Consider the following 26,039-nt stretch of genomic DNA (forward strand, 5'->3'; position numbering starts at 1 on the left):
TCACTATCAAAGGATGGAGTCGCAATGGAAACGCTCATAGGCCTGATCGGCCTGGCCATAGTCGTCGTGGTCTACCTGCGACAATGGCTGTTGAAAAAGGACATTCCCCAGCAGCAAACCACCAGCTATCGTGGCGAGTTGTACCAGGTTGGCGAAGCATGCATCGCCCGACGCACGAACACTGAAGCCAGGACGACCGTTGTCGTGGTCCACGGCTTTGTCGAAAACTTCATGTATTTTACCGAGCACTATGACGACCCGGCGATCGAGCTGATCAAGCTCACCTGCGCCGACTATCACGTGCCGGTGAGCCAGCCGACCTACACCACTGCGAACTGGGCGCGAACGCCGGACTACCGCGCGGGCACCATCGCCTATGACGCGGCGATTCTCAACCTGGCCCTGGAACACCTCGTCACCACGCGCCAGGTTCGCGTGCACGGGCATTCCCGCGGTGGCGCGGTCGCCCTGGAAGCCGCGCGGCAACGACCGGATCTGTTCGAGTCGGTCGAGGTGATACTCGAGGCGCCGGTACTACCGCAAGGCAAGCCCTATGCACAGGTGCCGGCCATCGCCCGCTGGCTGTTCCCCTTCTTCCTGGTGGCGTGGCAGCAGCAGCCGATCTCGGATCGTAATCGCGCGGTCTGGGGGTCGCTGGAGAATCCGCGCAAGCGCGAGCTCATATGGGGCTTCCCGTTCAACGGGCGTCACTGCAGTACGCTGGTTACCAACATCAAGGATATGAACCGGTGGATGGCGGAAACCGGCACCGACAGCTACCGCTGCGTGCAGCGAGGCGCCATCGTGGTGCCTGCGCGGGACCGGGTGCTGGATCCGCGCGCCATGCTGAGCAGCGCCCGGCAAGCAGAGAACTTGCAGATCATCGAGGTTGAAGAGTGCAGCCACTTCGTCATACTCGACCAGCCCGAAGCCATCCCGCCTCTGCAGCACGGCTGACATGACCTACAGCTTCGAGCCCGTCGGCATCGTCCGGTCCTGCTTCGTCCAAAAATTCGCCATCCCCCGGCAACCGCTGCTGGCGCCGGCGGCGCGGGGCACGGTTCAATTGCTGTCACCCTACGACCAGCCCGAAGCCCTGAGCGGGCTGGAACAGGCTTCCCACCTGTGGCTATTGTTCGTCTTCCATGCCGCGCCAAGCGGCCCCGAACATCTGCGGGTGCGCCCACCGCGCCTGGGCGGCAACAAGCGTATCGGCGTGTTCGCCAGCCGCGCGACACATCGTCCTAACCCGATCGGCCAATCGGTGGTGCGCCTGGATGCGGTCGGGGACGGTTGTCTGCACATATCCGGGATCGATCTGCTCGACGGCACACCGGTGCTGGATATCAAACCCTACGTTCCCTACGCAGATTCAGTGGCGAACGCTCACTATGGATTGGCCGACGCCGCGCCGGCATTGCTTGAAGTCGACTGGCAGCCGGATGCACTGGTCGCCGCACAGAGTCAGGCCCAGCGGTTGGGCGAACCGGTGATCGCACTGATCGAGCAATGCCTGAACCAGGACCCCAAGCCGGCGTATCAGACGCCAACACCGGAGCGGGAATACGGGGTACATCTATGGGACCTCAACGTCAGCTGGCATTACCCCTGTCCCGAGCGCATTCGTGTCCTGACAGTGACTCGTCGCTGAGCCCCGTCGACCCGGCAGATTCTTTGACAACTCGGCGCTTCTGGTTTGTTATCAGTGCACACCGATGCCCAGAGGACCCGCCATGTATCGCGCTGCCATCGAAGAGCTGGATGTCTTTCTCTCGACTCATCCCAACATAACCACCTTTCAGCTGCTGCTCTGCGACAGCGGCGGCGTACTGCGTGGCAAGCATCTGCGCCGCGAGGAGATGCGCGCGCTCTACGAACACGGCCGCGCCTTGCCGAGCTCGCTGATGGGGCTCACCCTTCGCGGCGAGGATGTCGAAGAGACCGGCCTGGTCTGGGACGTTGGCGACGCCGACGGCATCGCCTTTCCGGTGACCGGAAGCCTGCGCCTGGTGCCATGGCTCACCGACACCGCCCAGGTTCAGGTCATGCTCGATACCGAGCAAGGCGGATTCGGCCGACACGCCGATCCGCGGGCACTGTTGATGGACGTCATCGCCGAATTGCAAAGCGACGGCCTGCATCCGGTGATGGCCGGCGAGCTTGAATTCTATCTGCTGGAGGAGGACGAGGACGGACGCGTCCTGCCGGCACGCCTGACCAATGGCCGTCGACCGCAGGATCCCGGGGTATACGGCATCGATGAGCTGGAGGGCGCCATGCCGTTCCTCGACGCACTCTATAGTGCATGCGAGGTTCAGGGCGTACCGGCACGCACGGCCATTTCCGAATACGGCTGCGGTCAGCTGGAAATCACTCTGGAACATCGTAGCTGTGCGCTCCAGGCGATGGACGAAACGATGCTCTACAAGCGGCTGATCAAGGCCGTTGCTGCTCAGCAGGGACTGATTGCCTGTTTCATGGCCAAGCCGTTCGCCGGGCTGGTAGGTAATGGATTCCATCTGCACATCAGCCTGGCTGATGAGAAAGGCAATAATCTGTTCGCCAGCGATGAGCCTGAAGGGACACCGCTGCTTCGCCATTCGATCGCTGGCCTGCAGGCGAGCCTCGCCGACAGCATGGCGCTGTTCTGCCCCAACGCCAATTCCTATCGGCGGTTCCAGAGCCACAGTTATGCGCCGGTTGCGCCGACCTGGGGCGTGAACAACCGTACCGTGGCCTTCCGCGTTCCCCTCGGTCCTCCCTTCAGCCGGCACGTCGAACATCGCATATGCGGCGCCGATGCCAATCCGTACCTCGCCGCCGCTGCGGTGCTCGCCGGCATGCACCTGGGCATTCGACAGCGTCTCGATGCCGGGCCTGCCATCGTGGGCAACGGCTACGCCCAGGCTGGCCAGGCCATGAGCCTCGACTGGCATTCCGCACTGGAGCGTCTGGCTGAATCGGAATGGGCGCGCAACATGCTCGGCGCTCGCTTCCTGGATATCTTCCTGGCCGTCAAACGAGCCGAATACCGCCAGTTCATGGGCGAAGTGGGCCAGCAGGATTATGACTGGTACCTGCATCGCGCCTGAGTCCTCCGGCATGGCATACTGGTTGTCACTTATCTGAGGACCATGAACATGTTCGATCTCGGCCACGTCGCCCTGATGCTGCTGGGCGGTGTCATCGTCGCCTGGCTTTGGCGGGGTCTGGGCGCGCGCGACCGGGCGTTGACCATGGTCCGGCAGCATTGCCAACGCAGTGACCTGCAGCTGCTCGACGAGAGCATCGTGCTGAATCGTTTGCGCCTTGGCCGAAACCAGCGGTCGAGGATTGGTTTGATCCGGCGCTATGGCTTCGAATTTACCGTCACCGGTGAGCGGCGATATCCGGGCTGGATCGAGCTTCATGGGCAGCGGTTTCTGCGTATCGAGCTGGCCCCGCACCCGTTTCCGAGCCCCCCGGGCGACGCACCGGTGGAGCCTCCGAGCAATGTCCACTATCTGCGTTAGATTCGCTTCGCTGCGTTCCACGTGGAACCCTTTGCACCCCGCCGCGATGACCAACTCCATGCTCAGGCATATCCCAACGCATTTGATCGCCGGGCCGCTCGGCGCCGGCAAGACCAGCCTGCTACGCGCATTGCTTGCCCAGCGACCGGCGGGGGAGCGCTGGGCCGTGCTGGTGAACGAGTTCGGACAGGTCGGCCTGGACGCAGCGCTGCTGGACAACGGACACGAGCCGGATCTGACCATTAGTGAAATCCCCGGGGGCTGCCTGTGCTGCATCAATGGTCTGCCCTTCCAGGTCGGCCTAGGACGGCTGTTGCGGCGAGCCCGACCCGACCGGCTATTCGTTGAGACCTCCGGGCTCGGCCATCCCCGGCCACTGCTTCGTCAGTTGTCCGAACCGCCCTGGGACACGGTGCTGCAATTACATCCGCTGGTAATGGTGCTCGATGCCGCGGCGCTGGCGGCCGGGACGAAGCTGGCTCCTTCGCAGGCGGACGCGCTGGAGCTGGCCGGCATGCTGGTCATGAACAAGGCCGAGACCGTGAGTGATCCGGCCCGCGAGCGCATCACGGAGACGCTCCCAGACGTCGAGACAATCTGGTGCTCCAACGGCGAGGTTCATCTGGCGTCGCTACCCTCACAGCAGGAATCCGAACCGCCGCGCGAATATGCCGAGGCTGATCTACCGACCGGTGCCGCGCCGCCAGCGAGACTGTGGCGGTCGACGCAAGACTGGCAACGGCACGAGCAAAGCTTCGAACAAGGCACCGGGACCGCGTTCAGTCTCGGCTGGATAGTCCACCCTTCGGTCTGCTTTAACCGCTGCGCCATCGAACAATGGCTCGCCGCAGCTCGCTGGCTTCGCGCCAAGGGGGCAATCCGCACGGAGCAGGGTTGGCAGCGCTTCAACGCCTTGCAGGGCGGCGAGGTCGCGTGGTCTTTTGGCACCGCTCGCAGCGACAACCGTATCGAGCTGATTCTGTCTCAAAGGGCCGATGCAGGTGCCCTGGAAGCGGCCTTGCGAAAAACCGTTCGAGCCAGCTAATGTACTCATTTTTGCGGCGAGCTTTCGATGACTACCCGACGTTTCACCCTGCCCTGCCTGCTGCTCGCCGTCTGCCCCGCCCTGGCCAGCGCTGAAGCCTGCCTGATCGAATCGAACGATGACGGCCTGCCGATTCGGATGTGCCAGCAGAACATCAGTATTCCGCCGCACTTGTTCGAAAGCAGTTTCTGTCAGCCAGAAATCCCGCAGCGCACTTTCCATGTAAGCATGGTCGACGCCTGTCCCACCGAGGCATACGGCATATGCGAAGGCTCGCGCACGGAAGGCGTCGCTTATCAGCAATCCATTCATTACTACAGCGAACCCGACGACGCGCCGGTTCTACGCGCCTATTGCGAGAAGATCAGCCAGGGTGTATGGCGCTTTCCAGACTAGTCACGCGGTGCGGGTCTGTTCTGCCGCGCCTGTAGGTCGACGGTGTCACCTGGCTCGAGGTTCAGGCGGTCGATGGTGCCGGCAGGCACTTCGATGACGAAACGAAGGGGACGATCGGCTCGATACAGGGTGCAGGGCATGGCCTCGCACGGCGGTACCTGCCGAAACAGGTGGGTGATGCGCGCCTCTTCATCGAGATAGATCAGGTCGAGCGGGATATGCATGTTGCGCATCCAGATCGCGGGCGTGATACCGGGTGGGAAATCGAACAGCATACCCGCGTTCTGCTTGAGTTCGGTGCGACCCATCAGACCCTGGCGTCGTTCCTCCGGGTCATCGGCTAGCTCGAGGCTGAAGGTTTCGCCTGCGAGTTCGGCTGTCAGGTCTTCTGCGCTGACCAAACCAGCCGCCAGCAGACCGGCGAATAGCGTGCTGAGCCATATCAGGCGAAGGGTCATACGGTATCCTTGAGCAGGTTCTGGTACACCATATTAGTCAGGTACAGCCGTTCCTGCTCGCTCAGGCTGTAGAACTCCACGCCCGTCGCCACAACATCGGGGCGACTCTCATCCCGCTGTACCGTCCGCACCCTGCCACGCAGTGTCAAATGAACGTCCAGCCCCGCCGGATTGATGCGAAAAGCCATCTTGATCTCGTCGTCTTTCTTCGCCAGCACTCGGCTGGACAACATTCGCGCCCCACCGACGCTGAGGTCGGCGATTTTCCCCGAGGCCGTACCGGTCGGTGACGTCACCGAGGCAGCCAGATTCACCGCCACTCGCGCGGTACTGCGAATTCGCATGGACTGAACCGTTTCCGGGTAAGCCAGGTGCAAATAGGGAAACGGAGCGAGTTGAGACTTGATTACCCGGGTGCGATAGGCGACAGCGTCCTTGCCGACGAAACCGCGAACCAGAAACTGCTGGCCTTCCTTGATGAAAACCAGCCGGCCATTCACTAGCGGCGCGGTGACCATCAAGCTTACCGGGGCGTGGCATCCGATCATCCGCACCTGGTAACGCTCGGCAGAGCTGCCATGCAGGCACTGCAGCTGCACATGGTCGCCGGGCGCAAGCTGAATCTGGGCCATGCTGCAGGTCTGAATTTCAGGCGCTGCAGGCTCGGGCTTCTCCTCCTCGACAATAGCCGGGACACAACGATACAACCCGAGTTTGAGCAATTGAGCCAGTAATGCCGGATTGTCGATGATGGTCGACCGCTGGAAGAGCACGGTGCCCTCTGCGTCCAGCAGGTTCCACGGCAACGGCACGTCGACGGCGACTTCGTCGTCCTTGAGCATAATCAGGGGCAAGCTTGCTTCTCCGTAGGCCACCGTTCCCTCGAGCGCTAAATGTTACAGCGCATATGGCACTCTGATACTACGGAAGTTCCCTTGCTATTGCCCGGACAAACGCTTTTTTCAATCGCTGGACTTTACCGGCCGCTTCCAGCTGTCGATGTTGCGCTGGCGGGCCCGCCCGACCGCCAAGGATCCATCCGGGACGTCCTGCGTGATCGTGGAGCCGGCACCGGTCACCGCGCCCGCGCCGACGCGTACCGGAGCGACCAGTGCCGTGTTAGAGCCGATAAACGCGCCATCCCCCAACTGCGTAACGAACTTATTCACGCCGTCGTAGTTGCAGGTAATGGTGCCCGCCCCGACGTTGACCTCCTTGCCCACCACGGCATCGCCGATATAGGACAAGTGGTTGACCTTAGAACCTTCGCCGATTTCCGCCTTCTTGGTCTCGACAAAGTTACCGATTCGCGCCTTGCGCTGCAGACGGGTTCCGGGACGCAGACGCGCATAGGGCCCTATATCGCACTCATTGCCCACGTCGGTACCGTCGATGTGACTGAACGCCTTAATCACGCTGCCGGAGCGGATAACGCTGTCGCGAATCACGCAATGGGCGCCGATCTCGACCTGGTCTTCGATCACAACACGGCCCTCGAAGATCACGTTGATATCGATGAACACGTCACGGCCCACCTTGATATCGCCGCGAACGTCTACCCTTGCCGGGTCGGCGAGGGTTGCGCCCTCTTCCATCAACCGCGAAGCCTGACGGCTCTGATAGCTACGCTCCAGCACCGCCAGTTGCTGGCGGTTGTTGGCACCCATCACTTCAATCTCGTCCACCGGCTGGGCAACTTCGACCGGAACCGAATGCTCGACCGCCATGGCCACAACATCGGTCAGGTAATACTCCCCCTGAGCATTGTTACTGGACAAGCTGTTCAGCCAGGCTGCGGCCCGGCTGCCAGGCAGAGCCATGATCCCGGTGTTCACTTCGGTGACCTGGCGTTGCTCTGGCGAGGCATCCTTCTGTTCGACGATAGCCTGTACGCGGCCAGCGGCGTCGCGGATGATCCGTCCGTAGCCGGTAGGATCGATCATGTCGACGGTGAGCAGCCCGAGCGCCTGCGCACCGGCCTGCGCGCTCAGCGCTTCGAGTGTCGCCACTTGCAGCAAGGGCACGTCCCCGTAAAGCACGAGAATCTGGTCAGCCGCGTCGATAGCCGGCAGCGCCTGAGCGACGGCATGACCGGTGCCGAGCTGCTCGGTTTGCATGACCCAGTTGATATCCTCGGCGTCCAGCGTCTGCCTGACCAGGTCGGCGCCGTGCCCGATCACCACGTGAATACGCGTCGGTGACAGGCCGCGCGCGCAATCGATGACGTGGCCCAGCATAGGCTTGCCGGCAACAGCATGCAGGACCTTGGGAAGCGCCGAGCGCATGCGAGTGCCCTGGCCGGCGGCGAGGATGACGACGTGAAGATTCATAGAAAATGGAGCCCGATCAGCGAACGAATGCACGGATGATAGCAAAGCTGCAAGGTATGAAGGGATAGCTGTGCCGGTTGGGACCGAAGGCGGAACCAGCGAGGCGGAAACTCATTCACCCGCCTGTATGAGACGTCGACCTGGATTGCGCGCAATAAAAAAGGCAGCCTGAGCTGCCTTTTTTCGGTTTACCGGTTGTTCAGGGCCGGTCCGCCGTATTTCTTGCGCAGTTCCTGCACGGTACGAAGCTGAGCGGATGCTTCAGCCAGGCGGGCGGAGGCTGAGCCGTAATCGAACTCTGCTCCTTTTTCGCTGAGCGCGCGCTCGGCTGCCTGCTTGGCTTCTGCGGCCGCGGCCTCGTCGATGTCACCAGCACGGATGGCCGTGTCGGCAAGCACCTTGACCATGCCTGGCTGGATCTCGATGAAGCCGCCGGAGATGTAGAACACCTCTTCGCCGCCTTCCTGCTTGATGACCCGAACCGGACCCGGTTTGAGGTCGGTGAGCAGCGGAGTGTGGCCCGGCAGAATACCCAAGTCACCCATGTTGCCGTGCGCCACGACCATCTCGACCAGGCCGGAGAACAGCTCTTCTTCTGCGCTTACGATATCGCAGTGCACTGTCATAGCCATATCATTGCCTCGGTTCAGCGCCCGTTTGAACGGGCGCGCCCATTACATTTTCTTCGCTTTCTCGATCGCTTCGTCAATGGTGCCGACCATGTAGAAAGCCTGCTCCGGCAGGTGGTCGTAGTCACCCTTGAGGATGCCGCTGAATGCGCGAATGGTGTCCTTGAGCGATACGTACTTGCCCGGTGCACCAGTAAACACTTCAGCAACGAAGAACGGCTGCGACAGATAGCGCTGGATCTTACGAGCGCGTGCCACCAGCTGCTTGTCTTCCTCGGACAGTTCGTCCATACCGAGAATGGCAATGATGTCCTTCAGTTCCTTGTAGCGCTGCAACACGTACTGGACGCCGCGAGCGGTGTCGTAGTGTTCCTGGCCGATCACCTGCGGATCCAGCTGACGGGAAGTGGAGTCCAGCGGATCAACTGCGGGGTAGATACCCAGCGAGGCGATATCACGGGACAGTACAACGGTCGCGTCAAGGTGGGCGAAGGTGGTCGCCGGAGACGGGTCGGTCAAGTCATCCGCCGGTACGTATACCGCCTGAATGGAGGTGATCGAGCCAGTCTTGGTAGAGGTGATGCGTTCCTGCAGAACACCCATCTCCTCGGCCAGCGTCGGCTGGTAACCTACCGCAGACGGCATACGGCCGAGCAGTGCGGATACTTCGGTACCGGCCAGGGTGTAACGGTAGATGTTGTCGATGAACAACAGTACGTCACGACCTTCTTCACGGAATTTCTCGGCCATGGTCAGACCGGTCAGGGCGACGCGCAGACGGTTACCCGGCGGCTCGTTCATCTGACCATAAACCAGGGCTACCTTGTCGAGAACGTTGGAGTCCTTCATCTCGTGGTAGAAGTCGTTACCCTCACGAGTACGCTCGCCCACACCAGCGAATACCGAGTAACCGCTGTGCTCGATCGCGATGTTACGGATCAGCTCCATCATGTTGACGGTCTTGCCCACACCGGCACCACCGAACAGACCGACCTTACCGCCCTTGGCGAACGGGCAGATCAGGTCGATAACCTTGATGCCGGTTTCCAGCAGCTCGTTGGAGCCCGCCTGCTCAGCGTATGAGGGCGCTTCGCGGTGAATACCCCAGCGCTCTTCCTCGCCAATCGGACCGGCTTCGTCGATCGGATTGCCCAGCACGTCCATGATACGGCCAAGGGTCTTGATCCCGACCGGTACGGAGATGGCTGCGCCAGTGTTGCTGACGTCGAGGCCGCGCCTCACGCCCTCGGTGGTACCCATGGCGATGGTACGTACAATGCCGTCACCAAGCTGCTGCTGGACTTCCAGGGTCAGGCCCTTCTCGTCAACCAGCAGCGCGTCATACACATTCGGTACGTTTTCGCGCGGGAATTCCACGTCGACAACGGCGCCGATGATTTGAACGATACGTCCGCTACTCATATCTGGTTCCTCTAAGTGGTATGAAACCGTAGTTGCTTATACCGGGTCGGGCTAGACCGCGGAGGCGCCGCCAACGATTTCCGAAATTTCCTGGGTGATCGCAGACTGGCGAGCCTTGTTGTAGATAAGCTGCAAGTTCTTGATGAGGTCACCGGCATTGTCGGTGGCGCTCTTCATTGCAATCATCCGGGCAGCCTGTTCGCTGGCATTGTTCTCGACCACTGCCTGATATACCTGCGATTCGATGTAACGAACCAGCAGACCATCGAGCAGCTCGCGCGCGTCGGGCTCGTAAACGTAGTCCCATTGACCCTTCAGCTCGGCCTTGTCGGCCGGAACCAGCGGAATCAACTGTTCCACCGTGGGCTTCTGCACCATGGTGTTGACGAACTCGTTGGATACCAGATACAGACGATCGATACGACCTTCGTTGTAGCCGTCGAGCATGACCTTGACGCTACCGATCAGATCACTCAGCGAGGGCTTTTCACCCAGGCCGTTGATCGCCGCGACGACATTGCCACCGTAGCTGCGGAAGAACGCAGCGCCCTTGCTGCCGATGACGCACAGCTCGGTTTCAACGTTACGATCACGCCACTCTTTCATGTGCTGCACGAGGGCCTTGAACAGGTTGGTGTTCAAGCCACCGGCAAGACCACGATCCGTGCTGACCACGATATACCCGACCCGCTTGGTTTCACGCTCTTGCATGAACGGATGGCGGTACTCCGGGTTGGCGTTGGCCAGATGGCCGATTACCTGACGGATCCGCTCAGCGTAGGGACGGCTGGCAGCCATGCGCTGTTGTGCCTTGCGCATCTTGCTGACCGCCACTTTCTCCATGGCGCTGGTGATCTTTTGCGTGTTTCTAATACTCGCGATCTTACCGCGAATCTCTTTTGCGCCTGCCATGTCACACCTATAAGGTTAGCCTCAGGCCAGATCGCACGATGCGGGAGGCGACCAGGTCGCCTCCCGCCTTCGGCTTACCAGCTCTGGGTCGACTTGAAGTTCTCGATGCCAGACTTGATGCCGGCTTCGATCTCGTCGTTGTAGTCGCCCTTCTCGTTGATCTTGGCCAGCAGATCGGCCTTCTCACGCTTGAACCAGGCGAGCATTGCCTTCTCGAAGGTGCCAACCTTGGCGATTTCGACGTCGGTCAGGAAACCTTTTTCGGCGGCATACAGGCTGATAGCCATTTCACCGACGGACATCGGCGAGTACTGGTCCTGCTTCATCAGCTCGGTGACACGCTGACCGTGTTCCAGCTGCTTGCGGGTAGCCTCGTCGAGATCCGATGCGAACTGCGCGAACGCAGCCAGTTCACGGTACTGAGCCAGAGCGGTACGAATACCACCGGACAGCTTCTTGATGATCTTGGTCTGGGCCGCACCACCAACACGGGATACCGATACACCGGCGTTGACCGCCGGACGGATACCCGAGTTGAACAGGTTGGATTCCAGGAAGATCTGCCCGTCGGTGATCGAGATCACGTTGGTCGGTACGAACGCAGATACGTCGCCGGCCTGGGTTTCGATCAACGGCAGCGCGGTGAGCGAACCAGTGCGGCCCTTGACGGCGCCATTGGTCAGCTTCTCGACGTACTCCTCGGAGATACGCGATGCGCGCTCAAGCAGACGGCTGTGGAGATAGAATACGTCGCCAGGGTAGGCTTCGCGTCCCGGCGGACGGCGCAGGAGCAGGGAAATCTGGCGGTAGGCCACGGCCTGCTTGGACAGATCGTCATAAATGATCAGCGCGTCTTCGCCACGGTCACGGAAGTATTCGCCCATGGTGCAGCCAGAGTACGGAGCCAGGAACTGCAGGGCTGCCGGCTCGGAAGCAGATGCCGCGACGACGATGGTGTTCGACAGTGCGCCGTGCTGTTCCAGCTTGCGTACCACGTTGGCAATGGTCGACTGCTTCTGACCGATTGCGACGTATACGCAACGGATGCCGGAGTCTTTCTGGTTGATGATCGCATCGATCGCCATCGCGGTCTTACCGGTCTGACGGTCACCGATGATCAGCTCACGCTGGCCACGGCCGATCGGGATCATCGCATCAACCGACTTGTAACCGGTCTGAACCGGCTGGTCGACCGACTTACGCCAGATCACGCCCGGCGCGACCTTTTCAACCGCGTCAGTCAGCTTGGCATCGATGGCGCCCTTGCCGTCGATCGGGTTGCCCAGCGCGTCGACGACGCGGCCCAGCAACTCCGGACCAACCGGTACTTCAAGAATACGGCCGGTACACTTGGCAATCATGCCTTCGGCCAGACCCAGATACTCACCCAGAACAACGGCGCCAACCGAGTCCTGTTCAAGGTTCAGGGCCATACCGTATACGCCGCCGGGGAATTCGATCATTTCCCCGTACATTGCGTCAGCCAGGCCGTGGATGCGGACAATACCGTCAGATACGCTGACGATGGTGCCGACGTTCCGCGCCTGCGGAGTCACATCAAGCTTCTGAATGCGCTGCTTGATGATTTCGCTAATTTCGGAAGGATTCAATTGCTGCATGCCATGTCCCTCAAATCAGGATTTCAACGCCTCGGCCAGCTTGGCAAGCTTGCCGCGGACCGAACCGTCGATGACCAGGTCACCCGCACGAATCAACACACCGCCAATCAGAGACGGGTTGATGGTCACATGAGGAGTTACTGTGCGGTCTAACCGCTTGGATAAAGCGGTTGCCAGCGTCTGTTGTTGATCTGCAGTCAGTTCGAAGGCGGATTCCACCTCAACCGAAACGCTGCGATCGTGTTCCGCCTTGTGCTGCTCATAGAGCTCGGCGAGGACCGGTATCAGGGGCAGACGATCATGCTCGGCAAGAGTACGCACCAGATTGGCGAACTCCGCATCGACATAACCTTCGCAAACCATCAGCAGGTCTTCGGCCTTGCGCTCGTCGGTCAAGGCCGGGTTGCGCACCCTCTCGGCAAAAACCGGATCGGAGACTACGCCAGCTGCCAAAGCGAGCATGGATGACCAGGCATCCAGCTTGTTGGCAGACGACGCAACTTCGAAAGCAGCTTTTGCGTAAGGCCGAGCTAGCGTATTGAAAGAAGCCATCGCTCGCCTCGCTTAGAGTTGTGAGGCCAGTTTGTTGACTAGCTCACTGTGGGCCGCGGAATCCACTTCGGACTCCAGAATTTGCTCGGCACCCATGACCGCCAGAACGGACACCTGGGCACGGAGTTGATCCTTCGCGCGATTCACTTCCTGTTCGATCTCGGCCTTGGCGGCCACGATCAGACGTTCACCTTCGGAACGTGCCTGCTCTCTCGCTTCTTCAACGATGAGGGTGGCGCTCTTGTTGGCCTGCTCGATGATCTGAGTAGCCTGTTCCTTGGTCTCACGCAGGGTCTGGGAAGCTTTTTCCTGGGCCAGGTCCAGGTCGCGCTGGGCGCGGCCGGCTGCGTCCAGGCCTTCGGCGATTTTTTTCTGGCGTTCCTGCATGGCCTGCGCAATCGGCGGCCACACGTATTTCATGGTAAACCAGACAAAAATAGCGAAGGCAATCGTTTGACCAAACAGCGTCAGATTAATATTCACAGCGATTTACCTCGTGCTATTCGTTGTATTCCCGGTAACGAGACGATTGATCTGGCGAGGCCTAGCCCCGCCAGGAATCCGTATCGCTCGATCAGGCACCCATGCCAGGGGCAACAACGAAGATCAGGTACATCGCGATACCAACGCCGATCATCGGCACGGCGTCGAGCAGACCGGCCATCAGGAAGGTCTTGGTCTGCAGGTTCGGGCCGAGTTCAGGCTGACGTGCAGTGGATTCCAGCAGCTTGCCGCCCAGCAGGGCGAAGCCGATACCAGTACCCAGAGCGCCCAGACCGATCATGATGGCGGCAGACATGATTACGAGTTCCATAATTACTCCTAAAGGTTCAAGGTGAAGTGCAAGTTTGTGGTTGGTTGAACACGGTCTGACCGCTTAGTGGTGATCCTCATGGGCAGCGCTCAGATACACTACGGTCAGCACCATGAAGATGAAGGCCTGCAGCGGAATTACCAGAATGTGGAAAATAGCCCACGGTACGTTGAGGCCCCACTGGAGGTAGAAGGGCAACAGCGCAATCAGGATGAACACCACTTCGCCGGCGTACATGTTGCCGAACAGTCGAAGCGCCAGACTCAGCGGCCGAGTCAGCAGTCCAAGAATTTCCAGGAACAGGTTGAACGGGATCAGCAACCAATGATTGAACGGGGTCAGCGACAGTTCTTTGATGAACCCGCCAGCACCCTTGACCTTGATGCTATAGAAGATAATCAGAATGAACACGCCGAGAGACATACCGAAGGTGGCGTTCGGATCAGCGGTCGGTACGATCTTGAAGTAATCCAGGCCCAGCGCGTGAGCCAGACCCGGGATGTAGTCGACCGGGATCCACTTGAGCGAGTTCATCAGGAAAATCCAGACGAAAATAGTCAGTGCCAGCGGTGCTATCAGCGGGTTACGCCCGTGAAAGGTGTCACGCACGGTGCCCTGGATGAACTCCACCACCATCTCCACCAGATTCTGTGCGCCGCGAGGCGTATCGACGGTGGCGCGGGTGGCGACCATACGGAATAGACCCAGGAATATCACACCCATGAGGATGGAGAAGCCCATGGTATCCAGGTGGATCGCCATGAAGCCCATGTCGGTGGCTTCGGCGCCGCTCTTGGCGATGGTCCAGGTGGCTTCGTCGACGACGTTGCCGTCAGCGCGCACATAGCCGGCCGGAAGTTTGCCGAAAGTCAGGTTCTGCAAGTGATGCTGAATATATTCAGCCGATGAAGTTGCCATATCTGCCTCAACCTAATGCTTTGGAAAGCCTTTGACGATCAGTAGTGAACTGGCGCCTGTGGCCACTGCCGCGAAGTAGCCAGCGAAAAGTGCCAGCATCTCCAGCGGTTTCACTCCGATCAACACCAGCACGAACAGTGCGGCGGTCAATATCAGTTTGCCTGCCTCGCCGGAATACAGTTCCCGGACGATGGCACGGGCCGACCGGGCTCCGCTGTAGCGGTACACCCGATAGGCAAAATAGGCGTTGGGGATGACAGCAACCAGCCCGCCCAACAAACCGGAATATCCGGCAACGCGACCCTGGATTATCCACAGGGCCAGTGCAACCAGCACGGTCACAGCTGCTTGCACCAACAGAACGGGAAATGCGGGACGCTTGTGGAAAGGGGTGGTATTGGGCGTTCTTGCGTCCATTTATCCCGCCTCGCCAGGTCTGCGCCGGGCCGTACGTCGGTCCGTTGGCTGCAACAAACTGGTGCAAATGCCCAGCTCTGACAGCGCGAGGGAGTATAGGTTGAATGCTGAACAGGTTCAACAGCACCGGCGGAAAACCTCTTTGATTTCAACCAGACCGACACTTTTGACGGCCGTTTTGCGACAACTTGCCACATCCAAAAGCACTACTTGATGTGCATCAGTACGCCGTCGAGCTCATCCAGCGAACTGTAGCTGATCACCAGTTTCCCCTTGCCCTTGGCGCCATGCTGAATCCTTACATCGGCACCGATACGCTCGGCCAGATCTTGCTGCAGGCGCTCTATGTCGGGATTGGCGCGCATCGATGCCGGGTCACGCCGGGGGTTCAGCCACTGCCGAACCAGCGCTTCGGTCTGCCTAACCGTCAGGCCTTTTGCAACGACCTGCCGCGCCGCCGTGGTTTGCTGCTCGGCGGGTAATCCAAGCAACGCGCGAGCGTGACCCATTTCGAGATCGCCACGCTCCAGTAACAATTTGACATCATCGGGAAGCGACATCAGGCGCAACAGGTTGGTGATGGTTACCCGTGACTTGCCCACCGCGTTGGCGACTTCCTGCTGCGTCAGTTCGAATTCGTGCTGCAGCCGCTGCAACGCAATCGCTTCTTCGATCGGATTGAGATCTTCGCGCTGAATGTTCTCGATCAGCGCCATGGCAATGGCCGCTTCGTCGGGTACATCGCGAATGACCGCGGGGATCATGTCGAGTCCGGCCAGTTGCGATGCGCGCCACCGGCGCTCACCGGCAATGATTTCGTAGCGATCACCGGCTACCGGACGCACCACGATAGGCTGCATCACGCCCTGAACACGGATGGACGCTGCTAGCTCCTCAAGCGCTTGCGGGTCCATGTCGCGGCGGGGCTGGTACTTGCCGCGCTGGATCAGGTCGATTGGCAAATCCTTGAGCTGACGATCGGTCTGATCGGACTGGGAATTGCTCGCCGGCTGGCCGAGCAATGCATCCAGTCCTCTGCCCAAGCCGCGCTTCTTCACCGCCATGCCTGTATCGTCCTTATGTCCGGTTAATCGTTAGTATCGGCGACGGCAGCGGCGCGGGCCGCCTGCTTGGTCCGCCGAACCAGCTCGCCGGCGAGTGCCAGATAGGCGACCGCTCCCCGGGACTGCTTGTCATAGGTCAGCGCGGGCATACCGAAACTTGGCGCCTCGGCCAGACGCACGTTACGCGGTATCACGGTCTTGTACAGCTGCTCGCCGAAATGGTGGGCCAGCTGCTTGGATACATCCAGAGTCAGGCTGTTGCGCGGGTCGTACATGGTTCGCAGCAAGCCTTCGATCTTCAGCGACGGATTGAGCGCGGCGGCGATTCGCTGAATCGTATTGACCAGGGCGGACAATCCTTCCAGCGCGTAGTACTCGCACTGCATCGGAATCAGCACGCCATCGGCAGCCACCAGTCCGTTGACCGTCAGCATGTTCAGGGAGGGCGGACAGTCGATGAGGATGAAATCGTAGTGGGCACGTACCGGCTCAAGGGCCTGGCGCAAGCGGTGCTCCCTGGCCGGCAGGTCGAGCAGCTCGACCTCAGCCGCAGTCAAGTCACCGTTGGCCGGCAGCAGATCATACCCACCGTTGTCCGATCGGCAGCGCGCCTGGTCGAGTTCGCAGCGCCCGGTCAGCAGTTCGTACACCGAATCGTCCAGCTCGGACTTGTCGATGCCGCTGCCCATGGTGGCATTACCCTGCGGGTCGAGGTCGATTAGCAGCACCTTGCGGCGGGTAGCAGCAAGCGAAGCAGCGAGGTTGATGCTGGTGGTGGTCTTGCCGACGCCGCCTTTCTGGTTGGCAATTGCCAATACCTTGCCCACTCTGATCTCCTATCCGTTATCGGCTGCAGTCACCCGACGCAGTATCAACAGATGTCGTGTGCCCTGGCAACCGGGGACCGACAATTGTGCGCTTTCTGCCACGCGGAAGTCGACTGGAAGTGCATTCAACTCCTCCTGCGGATACAGACCCTTCATCGCCAGCCAGCTGGTGTCATCCGTGCCCAGGTGTCGGGTCAGTCGAGTGAAGTCTTCCAGCGAGCTGAAAGCCCGGGAGACGATCACATCGTATGGCTGCTCAGGCTGATGAGCTTCTACTCTGTCGTGGACCACCGCGAGATTGTCCAGCCCAAGCTCGACGCGAACCTGGGTAAGGAAGCGGGTTTTCTTGCCATTGCTGTCAAGCAAGGTCAATGCGCGTTGAGGCGCCATGATCGCGAGAATGACGCCTGGCATACCGCCGCCGCTACCGACGTCAAGACAGCGATCACCCTGGACGAAAGGCATCACGCTCAGGCTGTCGAGAAGATGCCGGCTGACCATCTCGTCCGGGTCTCTCACGGCCGTCAGGTTGTAAGCCTTGTTCCACTTCTGCAGCAGGCCGAGGTAGGCGAGCAGCTGGTCGGACTGCTCGGCAGATAGGTCGATGCCCAGTTGCTCAGCACCGCTTCGTAGCTGACGTAGGTGATCGGCCGACACTCAGGCCTCCTGTGCCAGTCGACTGCCACCCAGGGCGTTGCGCTTTTTCAGATGCACCAACAACAGGCTGACCGCCGCAGGCGTGACGCCGGGAATACGCGAGGCCTGACCAAGCGTCTCTGGCCGCACATCGGCCAGCTTGTGCTTGATCTCGTTCGATAGCCCGTTAAGCGCCTGGTAATCCAGGTCCGCGGGCAGGCGGGTTTCCTCGTTCAGCCGAAGCCGGTCGATTTCCTCCTGCTGGCGTTCGATATAGCCGGCGTATTTCGTGCGAATCTCCACCTGCTCTGCGGCATCAGCCGCGATTTCGACCTGGCCGGTCACTTCGCAGAGGCCCAAATAGTCCACTTCAGGACGGCGCAGCAGATCCAGCAGGTTGTACTCGTGTGTCAAAGGCGTGGCGAAACGCTCGGAAAAGGCCTTGCCGACCTCGCTCTGCGGTTGAACCCAGGTGCTACGCAGGCGTTGATGTTCGCGTTCGATGGCCTCGCGCTTGGTATTGAATACCTGCCAACGATGGTGGTCGACTAACCCGAGCTCCCGACCCTTTTCGGTCAGCCGCAAATCGGCGTTGTCTTCACGCAGTACCAGGCGGTACTCGGCGCGAGAGGTGAACATCCGGTACGGTTCGCGGGTGCCCATGGTGATCAGATCGTCCACCAGTACGCCAATGTACGCTTCGTCGCGGCGCGGGCACCAGGAATCCAGACCTTGCGCACGCCGCGCTGCATTGAGGCCGGCGAGCAGACCCTGGGCAGCCGCTTCTTCGTAACCGGTCGTGCCATTGATCTGGCCGGCAAAGAACAACCCGTCGATGACCTTGGTCTCGAGCGAGTACTTCAGGTCCTGCGGATTGAAGTAGTCGTATTCGATGGCGTAGCCCGGACGCAGGATATGTGCGTTCTCCATCCCCTGGATGGAGCGGACGATCTGTAACTGCACATCGAAGGGCAACGAGGTGGAAATGCCGTTGGGATACAGCTCGTGGGTGGTCAGGCCTTCGGGCTCGATGAAAACCTGATGCTGGTCCTTGTCGGCAAAACGATGGATCTTGTCCTCGATCGACGGACAATACCGTGGACCAATCCCTTCGATGACACCGGTATACATGGGCGAGCGATCGAGGTTCTGCCGAATGATCTCGTGAGTGCGCTCGTTCGTATGCGTGATCCAGCAATTGACCTGCTCAGGATGCTCCGAGACATCACCCAGGAACGACATCACCGGTAACGGCGTATCACCCGGTTGCGCCGTCATCTTGCTGAAATCTACCGAGCGACCATCGATACGCGGTGGAGTGCCGGTCTTCAGCCTGTCGACACGCAGAGGCAATTCACGCAAACGATGCGCGAGGGTGATTGCAGGCGGGTCGCCGGCGCGACCGCCTGAGTAGTTATCCAGGCCGATATGGATGAGTCCGCCGAGGAAGGTTCCGGTGGTCAGTACCACGTTGTCGGAATGGAAGCGCAGGCCCATCTGCGTCACCACACCGCGAACCTGACCTTGCTCGACGATGAGGTCATCGCAAGCCTGCTGGAATATCCACAGGTTAGGCTGGTTTTCCAGAATGTGGCGGATCGCAGCCTTGTAAAGCACCCGATCAGCCTGGGCCCGGGTTGCGCGCACAGCGGGCCCTTTGCGGCTGTTGAGGACACGAAACTGGATGCCAGCCTGATCCGTGGCGCGCGCCATGGCGCCGCCGAGGGCGTCGATTTCCTTGACGAGATGGCTCTTGCCGATGCCGCCAATAGCCGGGTTGCAGCTCATCTGGCCGAGCGTCTCGACGTTATGGCTAAGCAGGAGAGTGCTGGAGCCCATGCGCGCGGCCGCTAGCGCAGCCTCGGTTCCGGCATGGCCGCCACCTACCACGATCACGTCGAATCGAGCTGGAAAATCCACACTGCACCTCATTGCCGGGCGGGCCTGGCTTCGGGAAAAGGCGCTGATTATAGGCCCAGTAAGCGAAAAATACAGCCGAGAGCTGGATGTTTTTTGAGCAGCTCGGGGTCGAGGGCAAACAAGATATACAGAGAAGAAGATATTTAAAAAGCTAGATATAGATGATGTAAATGAAGGAGCGGTTTTGTGTGCATAAGCGATAAAAGCACCGCTAATACATGGAGTTACGTGAGGTAAAAGGCTGTGTTAAGACTGCTTGTAACGTTGGGACGGATGGGTCCGTTTCCTGTGGATATGTCGCGCTGTTATCCACAGGCGATATTACCCCCTTTTTCTCTACAGGTTTACAAGGGTAGTCCAAGGGCGGTTGTACACAGAGTTTTGCGCGCTGCAAAAAGCGGTCCGTGACCCTGAATTCAGCCAGGTCAGCAACCGAACGAAAGGTGACGGATACAGAGCATACGAAGACGAAAGACTGCCGCGCCGGAGTCCGCGCGGTGTATGGTGGGGAATGGCTTACTTGCCGATGCAGAAGCTGGAGAAGATCCGTCCCAGGAGGTCGTCGGCACTGAACTCACCGGTAATTTCGCCCAGCGCGTGCTGAGCGAGCCGCAGGTCTTCGGCTAACAATTCGCCGGCGCCAAGTACAGTTAGCTGCTGATGACCGTGTTCAAGGAAGCGCGCGGCTGTGGATAGCGCATCGAGATGCCGTCGACGTGCACTGAACAGACCCTCAGACGTCTGCTCATAGCCCATGCAGGCTTTCAGATGCTGACGAAGCAGCTCGATGCCCTCCCCGCTACGCGCGCACAGACGCAACACGCTGCTGCCGCTCCGATCTTCGACTAGCGAAACGCTGTCACCGGTGAGATCGATCTTGTTGAACACCAGCGTCACCTTGTTCGGGTCCGGCCGCTGCAACAGAAACTCCGGCCACAGCTGGTCCATATCGACCCCTTGTGGTTGGGAAGCATCCACCACCAGCAGGATACGATCGGCCTCGCTGATGGCTGCCATGGCGCGCTCCACGCCGATCTTCTCCACAAGATCCTCAGTGTCACGCAGTCCTGCGGTATCGACGATATGCAAAGGCATGCCATCGATATGAATATGTTCGCGAAGGATGTCCCGCGTCGTGCCGGCAATGTCTGTCACGATCGCGCTTTCGCGGCCTGCCAGGGCGTTGAGCAGACTCGATTTGCCGGCGTTGGGGCGGCCGGCTATGACCACGTTCATCCCTTCGCGCAGGAGCACTCCCTGGCCCGCTTCGCGTTGAACCCTGCCGAGTTGCTCCATGACCTGCTGCAACTGCTGCAATACGTGACCGTCCGCCAGAAAGTCGATTTCCTCTTCTGGGAAATCAATAGCCGCTTCGACATAGATACGCAGCGCGATCAACGCTTCGGTCAACGCATGGACCCGCTGTGAGAACGCCCCCTGCAGTGATTGCAATGCGTTACGCGCCGCCTGGGTAGAGCTGGCTTCGATGAGATCAGCGATGGCCTCGGCCTGGGCAAGATCCAGCTTGTCATTGAGAAAAGCACGCTCACTGAACTCGCCGGGGCGTGCCTGACGAGCTCCGGCGTCCAGGCACGCCTGCAACAACATGTCCATGACCACCGGCCCGCCGTGCCCTTGCAGCTCGAGCACGTCTTCTCCAGTGAAGGAGTTGGGTCCCGGGAAGAACAGCAGCAGGCCCTGGTCGAGCATGATTTCGTTCTGCCAGAAGGGTCCATAGTGGGCGTAGCGCGGACGCGGGCTGATCCGCCCGATGCGCAAGGCAAGCTCCTTTGCAGCCGGCCCGGATACCCTGACGATGCCCACCCCACCCTGACCGGGCGCAGTGGCAATGGCGGCGATGGTGTCGGCGTGATAGGCACGGGTCATGGCGGCTCCGAGACGCAAAGGGAAAGGCAGAAAGCAAAACGCCCCGAAACCGGGGCGTTTTGCTGCGATCAGGCCAGGTTACTGCTTGGCCGCGGCGCCTTCGATCTGGCGCGTAATGTACCACTGTTGCGCGATCGACAGGATGTTGTTGACCACCCAGTACAGCACCAGACCAGCCGGGAACCAGAGAAAGAAGAAGGTGAAGACGATTGGCAGCATCTTCATGACCTTCGCCTGCATTGGATCCGGCGGCGCCGGGTTCAGCTGCTGCTGGATGAACATGGTCACGCCCATCAGGATCGGCAGGATGAAGTAGGGATCCTTGAGCGACAGGTCGGTGATCCAGCCGATCCATTCGGCCTGGCGCATTTCGACGCTTTCCATCAAGGTCCAGTACAGGGCGATGAACACTGGCATTTGCACCAGGATCGGCAGACAACCACCCAGCGGATTGATCTTTTCTTTCTTGTACAGCTCCATCATGCCCTGCGACATCTTCTGGCGATCGTCACCGTACTGCTCTTTCAACGCCTGAAGCTTGGGCGCGACGCGGCGCATATTGGCCATGGATCGATAGCTGGTTGCCGAGAGCGGAAAGAAAATCGCCTTGATCAGCACGGTCAGCAGAATGATGCTCCAGCCCCAATTGCCAACCACACTGTGGATCATGCTCAGCACCCAGAACAGCGGCTGTGCGATCCACCACAGGAACCCGTAGTCGACGGTCAGCTCCAGGCCTTTCGAGATTTCTTCCAGACGATCCTGAATCTTCGGACCGGCATAGAAGTCGGCACTCAGCGAGCCCTGGCTGCCGGCAGCTACGGATGCTGCTGGGCTTACGAAGCCGACAATATAGTTGCCCTGCGTGTCCTTGCGCGTCTGGTAGACGTGGGTCTGCTCTTCGCCGGGTACCCAGGCACTGACGAAATAGTGTTGTAACCAGGCAATCCAGCCGCCGGTGTTGGTCTCTCGCAGGCGGGCATCGTCCATATCACCCATCGGGATTTTGGTGTAGTCGCCTTCTTTGCTCCAGTAGGCGGCACCGAGATAGGTCGCCATGCCGGTCGCGCTTGAGCTGGACGGGTCGGAGCTGTCGTCACGCTTGATCTGGCCGAACAGGTTGCCGGTCCAGGTTTCACCGCTCTGGTTGTCGACCAGGTACTCGACACCGATCAGATAATCGCCACGCGTGAAAGTGAAACGCTTGGTGTAACGAACGCCGTTGTCTTCGAAATTCAGGTCGACGGTGAGGCTGTCCTGACCTTCGGCCAGTTCGTATCGAGTCGATTCGCTTTCATAGCGGGGGCGACCCACTTCTCGCGCGTCGGGCCCGTTGGCGCCGGCAAGACCGCTTTGAGCGATGTAGGTGCGGTTGCCGGACTGCTCGAGCAGCTGAAACGGCAGATCGGGACGGTCCTTGCGCATCGGATACTTCGGCAAAGACAGGGATACGATGTCGCCACCCACCGGATCGATGCTGACATTGAGCGCATCGGTTCTCACCTGGACCAGTTGTCCGGCTGGAACCGCGGCAGCGTTCTCAGCCGAAGCGGGAGACTCGGTTGCTTCGGCGGCCTGGGGTACGTCCGAATCGGCCTGACCGGCTGCGGGCGCGCGGGGAACGTCGGGCAAGTCAGTGTTGGTGACTGGCGCAGCGGTGGAAGCGGCCGGAGGCAGCTCTTGCTGATCGTAATCCTTGTTCCACTGCAGGACCATGAGATAGGTAATCACGAGCAGGGCAGCGATCAGAATGTTTCTTTGCAGATTCATGGTTCGTTGGCCATCTGGGAACGGTGAGCAGACTTGAGGGGTACCGGGTCGTAACCGCCTGGAGTCCATGGATGACAACGCCCGAGACGTCGGGCGCCGAGCACGGTTCCGCGCAGCAAGCCGTGTTCTTCAATGGCTTCCTGGGCGTAACAGGAACAGGAGGGGTAAAAACGACAATGGCTGGCCATCAGCGGACTGATAGCGTAGCGATAAACCTTGATCAGTCCGAGCGCGAGACTACGCATTGGATGACGGGGGTCCGGATTGGTTGGATCGGTTCTGTTTGCCGGCTGATTTCATCAGCCTGCGCCACATGTCCTGGAACAGGGCATGCAGCGCAGCGTTGTCAAGCTCGCCCAGTCCCTTGCGGGCCAGGACGACGATGTCAAGATTCCCCAGCGTCGCGCGGTGCGCTCTGAAGGATTCGCGAGCGATGCGTTTGACCTTGTTACGGTCTACCGCGCGCCGGACACTTTTCTTGGCAATGACCAGACCAAGCCTGGCGTGCTCACACGAATTGGCGCGAGCCAGCAACAACAGGCTTGGGCCTGAGGCTTTGCAGGTAGCTCCATCGAATACCGCCTTGAATTGAGCAGGCGTCAGTAACCTGTATTCAGGGCTGAATCCGAGATCAACCTGCATCCCGGGTCTTAGGCTGACAGAACCTTGCGGCCTTTCGCACGACGGCGAGCCAGAACAGCACGGCCGTTCTTGGTAGCCATACGAGCACGGAAACCATGGTTACGCTTGCGCTTCAAAACGCTGGGTTGGAATGTTCTTTTCATCTTCAGATACCTGAGTAATTCATGTCAGAGCCGATGAGCTCTTCCAAGGGACCGGCAATTCTAGAGAAAGAGTGACGGAAGGTCAATTTCAATTCACTGACCATCCGTCATTGAAAACAATATGAAATCAGGTCTTTAAAGGGATGAATGAAGTAGATTTATATGAAGGCCGGCAATTCGGTGGATAACTCGCTGCGCCAACCGATTTCCCTCGCATGTGGCGATGTACGGAATCGTGGATAACCTGTCCGCTGTACCCTTCGGGTGCTGTGCGCGGCCTGTGTATAACAACACGAGATATCCACAGGTCACTTTATCCTCAGTTATCAGGCCTGGTTACCCACATTGCTAGAGTGCCGTTGTCCACATACTTCGCGAAGCCGCACCATGCAACGCTTTTGCCACTTTTTGATGGATTCGACGTGGTCGTCCGGTGAAGCAAGGTTGGTTGAAAATAGACAGAGAAGAGCGGTGACAATGTGGATAACTCGTCTGCGAAACGCTAGAATGGATGGCTCTGATTCACCGGAATGGCTGCACAGTGACGTGCACTGTTTCATCGACAAAAGCCGCTTAGGTTGGCGTACCGGGGGAATATTGTGTCTGTTGCACTCTGGCAGCAATGCATCGACTTTTTGCGTGATGAGCTACCATCCCAACAGTTCAATACCTGGATCCGTCCGTTACAGGTCGATGGCGATAGTGGCGAGCTCCGTCTGTATGCGCCGAACCGTTTTGTCCTGGATTGGGTGAACGACAAGTATCTGAATCGCATTCAGGAGCTGCTCGACGATCTTTCTCAGGGCCAGGCGCCCTTGGTCTCGCTTCTTATTGGCAGCCGACGGGTGGGTGCGTCGCCAGTCACCGCGGGCGGGCCTGGCAGTGGAGCGCCGTCCCCTGCTCCGTCGGTCACCAACACCCCGGTATCGCCGCGGACCCAGGCAAGCGCGCCACCGCTTCGTGTCGAGCAGGAAACCTACCCGCCTGCCGAGAACAAGGAAGATATTCCGGCGCCGCAGCGGGCTGACCAGGCGTCACCCGGGTCGCCGGTGATCAAACATACCAGCTACCTGAACCGCAGCTTTACCTTCGAAAACTTCGTGGAGGGCAAGTCCAACCAGCTGGCGCGTGCCGCTGCCTGGCAGGTCGCTGACAATCCCAAGCATGGCTACAATCCGCTATTTCTGTACGGTGGCGTTGGTCTGGGTAAGACCCACCTTATGCATGCGGTGGGTAACCACCTGCTGAAAAAGAATCCCGCTGCCAAGATCGTCTATCTTCACTCCGAGCGCTTCGTGGCGGATATGGTCAAGGCCCTCCAGATGAACGCGATCAACGACTTCAAGCGTTACTACCGCTCGGTAGATGCACTGTTGATCGACGACATCCAGTTTTTCGCGAAGAAGGAACGTTCTCAGGAAGAATTCTTCCACACCTTCAATGCGCTCCTTGAAGGCGGGCAACAGGTGATTCTGACCAGCGACCGTTACCCCAAGGAAATCGATGGACTGGAAGAGCGGCTCAAGTCTCGTTTTGGCTGGGGCCTGACTGTCGCCGTCGAGCCGCCGGAGCTTGAGACGCGCGTGGCGATTCTCATGAAGAAAGCCGAACAGTCGCGTATCGATCTGCCGCACGACGCTGCGTTCTTTATCGCCCAACGAATTCGGTCCAACGTGCGTGAGCTCGAAGGTGCCTTGAAGCGCGTGATCGCCAGTGCGCATTTCATGGGGCGGGATATTACTATCGAGCTCATCCGTGAGTCGTTGAAAGATCTGTTGGCGTTGCAGGACAAGCTGGTCAGCATCGATAACATTCAGCGTACAGTCGCTGAGTATTACAAGATCAAGATCGCCGACATTCTGTCCAAGCGGCGTTCACGTTCGGTCGCACGGCCGCGCCAGGTCGCGATGGCGCTATCCAAGGAATTGACCAACCACAGTCTGCCGGAGATCGGCGACGCGTTCGGCGGTCGCGACCACACTACGGTGTTGCATGCGACGCGCAAGATTGCTGAACTGCGCGAGATCGATGCGGACATTCGCGAAGACTACAAGAACCTGCTGAGGACGCTTACCACCTGAATAGGTGGCGGGTTCAGCTTAGATGCCATCCTGCACGAGGTCGAA

The 26,039-nt window shown here is 59.6% G+C and carries 28 protein-coding genes; 7 read left to right on the forward strand and 21 right to left on the reverse strand.

What is annotated here, in order from left to right:
- The first annotated feature begins 24 nt into the window (after nt 1-24).
- The 6 genes from BLT85_RS14530 (at nt 25) to BLT85_RS14555 (ending at nt 4,953) form a co-directional block, all read left to right on the forward strand.
- Nucleotides 25-957: an alpha/beta fold hydrolase gene (locus BLT85_RS14530; RefSeq protein WP_093396232.1), complete on the forward strand. Its 933-nt coding sequence runs from the start codon at nt 25-27 to the stop codon at nt 955-957.
- Nucleotide 958: 1 nt separating this feature from the next.
- Nucleotides 959-1,651: a tRNA (N6-threonylcarbamoyladenosine(37)-N6)-methyltransferase TrmO gene (tsaA, locus tag BLT85_RS14535; protein ID WP_093396235.1), complete on the forward strand. Its 693-nt coding sequence runs from the start codon at nt 959-961 to the stop codon at nt 1,649-1,651.
- An 82-nt stretch (nt 1,652-1,733) separates the two neighbouring features.
- The gene (locus tag BLT85_RS14540; protein WP_093396238.1) at nt 1,734-3,092 is read left to right on the forward strand and encodes a glutamine synthetase family protein; all 1,359 of its coding nucleotides are present in this window, start codon (nt 1,734-1,736) and stop codon (nt 3,090-3,092) included.
- A 48-nt stretch (nt 3,093-3,140) separates the two neighbouring features.
- Entirely contained in the window at nt 3,141-3,512 is a 372-nt protein-coding gene (locus BLT85_RS14545; RefSeq protein ID WP_157718186.1) for a DUF3301 domain-containing protein, read from the forward strand.
- Nucleotides 3,493-4,557 (forward strand): CobW family GTP-binding protein, encoded by a 1,065-nt coding sequence (locus tag BLT85_RS14550; protein ID WP_231701489.1) that lies wholly within the window; start codon nt 3,493-3,495, stop codon nt 4,555-4,557. The genes BLT85_RS14545 and BLT85_RS14550 overlap by 20 nt, the downstream gene beginning before the upstream one ends.
- A 27-nt stretch (nt 4,558-4,584) precedes the next feature.
- Nucleotides 4,585-4,953 (forward strand): hypothetical protein, encoded by a 369-nt coding sequence (locus tag BLT85_RS14555; RefSeq protein ID WP_093396244.1) that lies wholly within the window; start codon nt 4,585-4,587, stop codon nt 4,951-4,953.
- Here the strand turns inward: BLT85_RS14555 and BLT85_RS14560 are convergent.
- The 21 genes from BLT85_RS14560 to rpmH all read right to left on the reverse strand — a co-directional run bounded on the left by BLT85_RS14560 (nt 4,950) and on the right by rpmH (nt 23,913).
- On the reverse strand, nt 4,950-5,411 hold the full coding sequence (locus BLT85_RS14560; RefSeq protein WP_093396247.1) for a DUF192 domain-containing protein: 462 nt from the start codon (nt 5,409-5,411) through the stop codon (nt 4,950-4,952). The two genes, BLT85_RS14555 and BLT85_RS14560, sit on opposite strands and share 4 nt — an antisense overlap.
- A complete protein-coding gene (locus BLT85_RS14565; RefSeq protein WP_157718187.1) occupies nt 5,408-6,265 on the reverse strand; it encodes a flagellar brake protein in 858 nt (285 codons plus the stop codon). The genes BLT85_RS14560 and BLT85_RS14565 overlap by 4 nt, the downstream gene beginning before the upstream one ends.
- 108 nt (nt 6,266-6,373) lie before the next feature.
- Nucleotides 6,374-7,741 carry a bifunctional UDP-N-acetylglucosamine diphosphorylase/glucosamine-1-phosphate N-acetyltransferase GlmU gene (glmU, locus tag BLT85_RS14570; RefSeq protein ID WP_093396252.1) on the reverse strand — a complete coding sequence of 456 codons (1,368 nt, stop codon included), beginning with the start codon at nt 7,739-7,741 and terminating at the stop codon, nt 6,374-6,376.
- A 188-nt stretch (nt 7,742-7,929) separates the two neighbouring features.
- A complete protein-coding gene (locus BLT85_RS14575) occupies nt 7,930-8,373 on the reverse strand; it encodes a F0F1 ATP synthase subunit epsilon (RefSeq protein WP_093396255.1) in 444 nt (147 codons plus the stop codon).
- A gap of 42 nt (nt 8,374-8,415) precedes the next feature.
- Nucleotides 8,416-9,792: a F0F1 ATP synthase subunit beta gene (atpD, locus tag BLT85_RS14580; RefSeq protein ID WP_093396257.1), complete on the reverse strand. Its 1,377-nt coding sequence runs from the start codon at nt 9,790-9,792 to the stop codon at nt 8,416-8,418.
- 51 nt (nt 9,793-9,843) lie between these two features.
- Nucleotides 9,844-10,704 carry a F0F1 ATP synthase subunit gamma gene (gene atpG / locus BLT85_RS14585; RefSeq protein ID WP_093396259.1) on the reverse strand — a complete coding sequence of 287 codons (861 nt, stop codon included), beginning with the start codon at nt 10,702-10,704 and terminating at the stop codon, nt 9,844-9,846.
- Nucleotides 10,705-10,778: 74 nt separating this feature from the next.
- Nucleotides 10,779-12,323 carry a F0F1 ATP synthase subunit alpha gene (gene atpA, locus BLT85_RS14590; RefSeq protein ID WP_093396261.1) on the reverse strand — a complete coding sequence of 515 codons (1,545 nt, stop codon included), beginning with the start codon at nt 12,321-12,323 and terminating at the stop codon, nt 10,779-10,781.
- Between the two features lie 15 nt (nt 12,324-12,338).
- Entirely contained in the window at nt 12,339-12,875 is a 537-nt protein-coding gene (locus BLT85_RS14595; RefSeq protein WP_093396263.1) for a F0F1 ATP synthase subunit delta, read from the reverse strand.
- A gap of 12 nt (nt 12,876-12,887) precedes the next feature.
- Nucleotides 12,888-13,358 (reverse strand): F0F1 ATP synthase subunit B, encoded by a 471-nt coding sequence (locus BLT85_RS14600; RefSeq protein ID WP_093396265.1) that lies wholly within the window; start codon nt 13,356-13,358, stop codon nt 12,888-12,890.
- A 91-nt stretch (nt 13,359-13,449) separates the two neighbouring features.
- A complete protein-coding gene (gene atpE, locus BLT85_RS14605) occupies nt 13,450-13,689 on the reverse strand; it encodes a F0F1 ATP synthase subunit C (RefSeq protein ID WP_093396267.1) in 240 nt (79 codons plus the stop codon).
- 63 nt (nt 13,690-13,752) lie between these two features.
- Complete coding sequence (gene atpB / locus BLT85_RS14610) at nt 13,753-14,607, reverse strand: F0F1 ATP synthase subunit A (RefSeq protein ID WP_093396268.1); 855 nt, start codon at nt 14,605-14,607, stop codon at nt 13,753-13,755.
- A 12-nt stretch (nt 14,608-14,619) separates the two neighbouring features.
- Nucleotides 14,620-15,024, reverse strand: coding sequence for a F0F1 ATP synthase subunit I (locus BLT85_RS14615; protein WP_093396270.1), 405 nt, complete (start codon nt 15,022-15,024; stop codon nt 14,620-14,622).
- A gap of 206 nt (nt 15,025-15,230) precedes the next feature.
- Nucleotides 15,231-16,088: a ParB/RepB/Spo0J family partition protein gene (locus tag BLT85_RS14620; RefSeq protein WP_093396272.1), complete on the reverse strand. Its 858-nt coding sequence runs from the start codon at nt 16,086-16,088 to the stop codon at nt 15,231-15,233.
- 23 nt (nt 16,089-16,111) lie between these two features.
- Nucleotides 16,112-16,915: a ParA family protein gene (locus BLT85_RS14625; RefSeq protein WP_093396275.1), complete on the reverse strand. Its 804-nt coding sequence runs from the start codon at nt 16,913-16,915 to the stop codon at nt 16,112-16,114.
- Nucleotides 16,916-16,924: 9 nt separating this feature from the next.
- Nucleotides 16,925-17,572, reverse strand: a complete 648-nt coding sequence (gene rsmG, locus BLT85_RS14630; protein ID WP_093396277.1) for a 16S rRNA (guanine(527)-N(7))-methyltransferase RsmG — start codon at nt 17,570-17,572, stop codon at nt 16,925-16,927.
- On the reverse strand, nt 17,573-19,471 hold the full coding sequence (gene mnmG / locus BLT85_RS14635; RefSeq protein WP_093396279.1) for a tRNA uridine-5-carboxymethylaminomethyl(34) synthesis enzyme MnmG: 1,899 nt from the start codon (nt 19,469-19,471) through the stop codon (nt 17,573-17,575).
- 516 nt (nt 19,472-19,987) lie between these two features.
- Complete coding sequence (gene mnmE / locus BLT85_RS14640) at nt 19,988-21,358, reverse strand: tRNA uridine-5-carboxymethylaminomethyl(34) synthesis GTPase MnmE (protein ID WP_093396282.1); 1,371 nt, start codon at nt 21,356-21,358, stop codon at nt 19,988-19,990.
- Between the two features lie 78 nt (nt 21,359-21,436).
- The gene (yidC, locus tag BLT85_RS14645) at nt 21,437-23,128 is read right to left on the reverse strand and encodes a membrane protein insertase YidC (RefSeq protein ID WP_093396284.1); all 1,692 of its coding nucleotides are present in this window, start codon (nt 23,126-23,128) and stop codon (nt 21,437-21,439) included.
- A complete protein-coding gene (yidD, locus tag BLT85_RS14650) occupies nt 23,125-23,373 on the reverse strand; it encodes a membrane protein insertion efficiency factor YidD (protein ID WP_093396286.1) in 249 nt (82 codons plus the stop codon). The genes yidC and yidD overlap by 4 nt, the downstream gene beginning before the upstream one ends.
- On the reverse strand, nt 23,366-23,770 hold the full coding sequence (rnpA, locus tag BLT85_RS14655) for a ribonuclease P protein component (protein WP_093396289.1): 405 nt from the start codon (nt 23,768-23,770) through the stop codon (nt 23,366-23,368). The genes yidD and rnpA overlap by 8 nt, the downstream gene beginning before the upstream one ends.
- A gap of 8 nt (nt 23,771-23,778) precedes the next feature.
- Nucleotides 23,779-23,913: a 50S ribosomal protein L34 gene (gene rpmH, locus BLT85_RS14660; protein ID WP_093396291.1), complete on the reverse strand. Its 135-nt coding sequence runs from the start codon at nt 23,911-23,913 to the stop codon at nt 23,779-23,781.
- A 551-nt stretch (nt 23,914-24,464) separates the two neighbouring features.
- On the opposite strand from rpmH, the gene dnaA reads away from it, so the two are divergent.
- Nucleotides 24,465-25,994 carry a chromosomal replication initiator protein DnaA gene (dnaA, locus tag BLT85_RS14665; RefSeq protein WP_407920179.1) on the forward strand — a complete coding sequence of 510 codons (1,530 nt, stop codon included), beginning with the start codon at nt 24,465-24,467 and terminating at the stop codon, nt 25,992-25,994.
- Nucleotides 25,995-26,039 lie beyond the last annotated feature (45 nt).

This window comes from Halopseudomonas xinjiangensis (assembly GCF_900104945.1).
GTDB lineage: Bacteria > Pseudomonadota > Gammaproteobacteria > Pseudomonadales > Pseudomonadaceae > Halopseudomonas > Halopseudomonas xinjiangensis.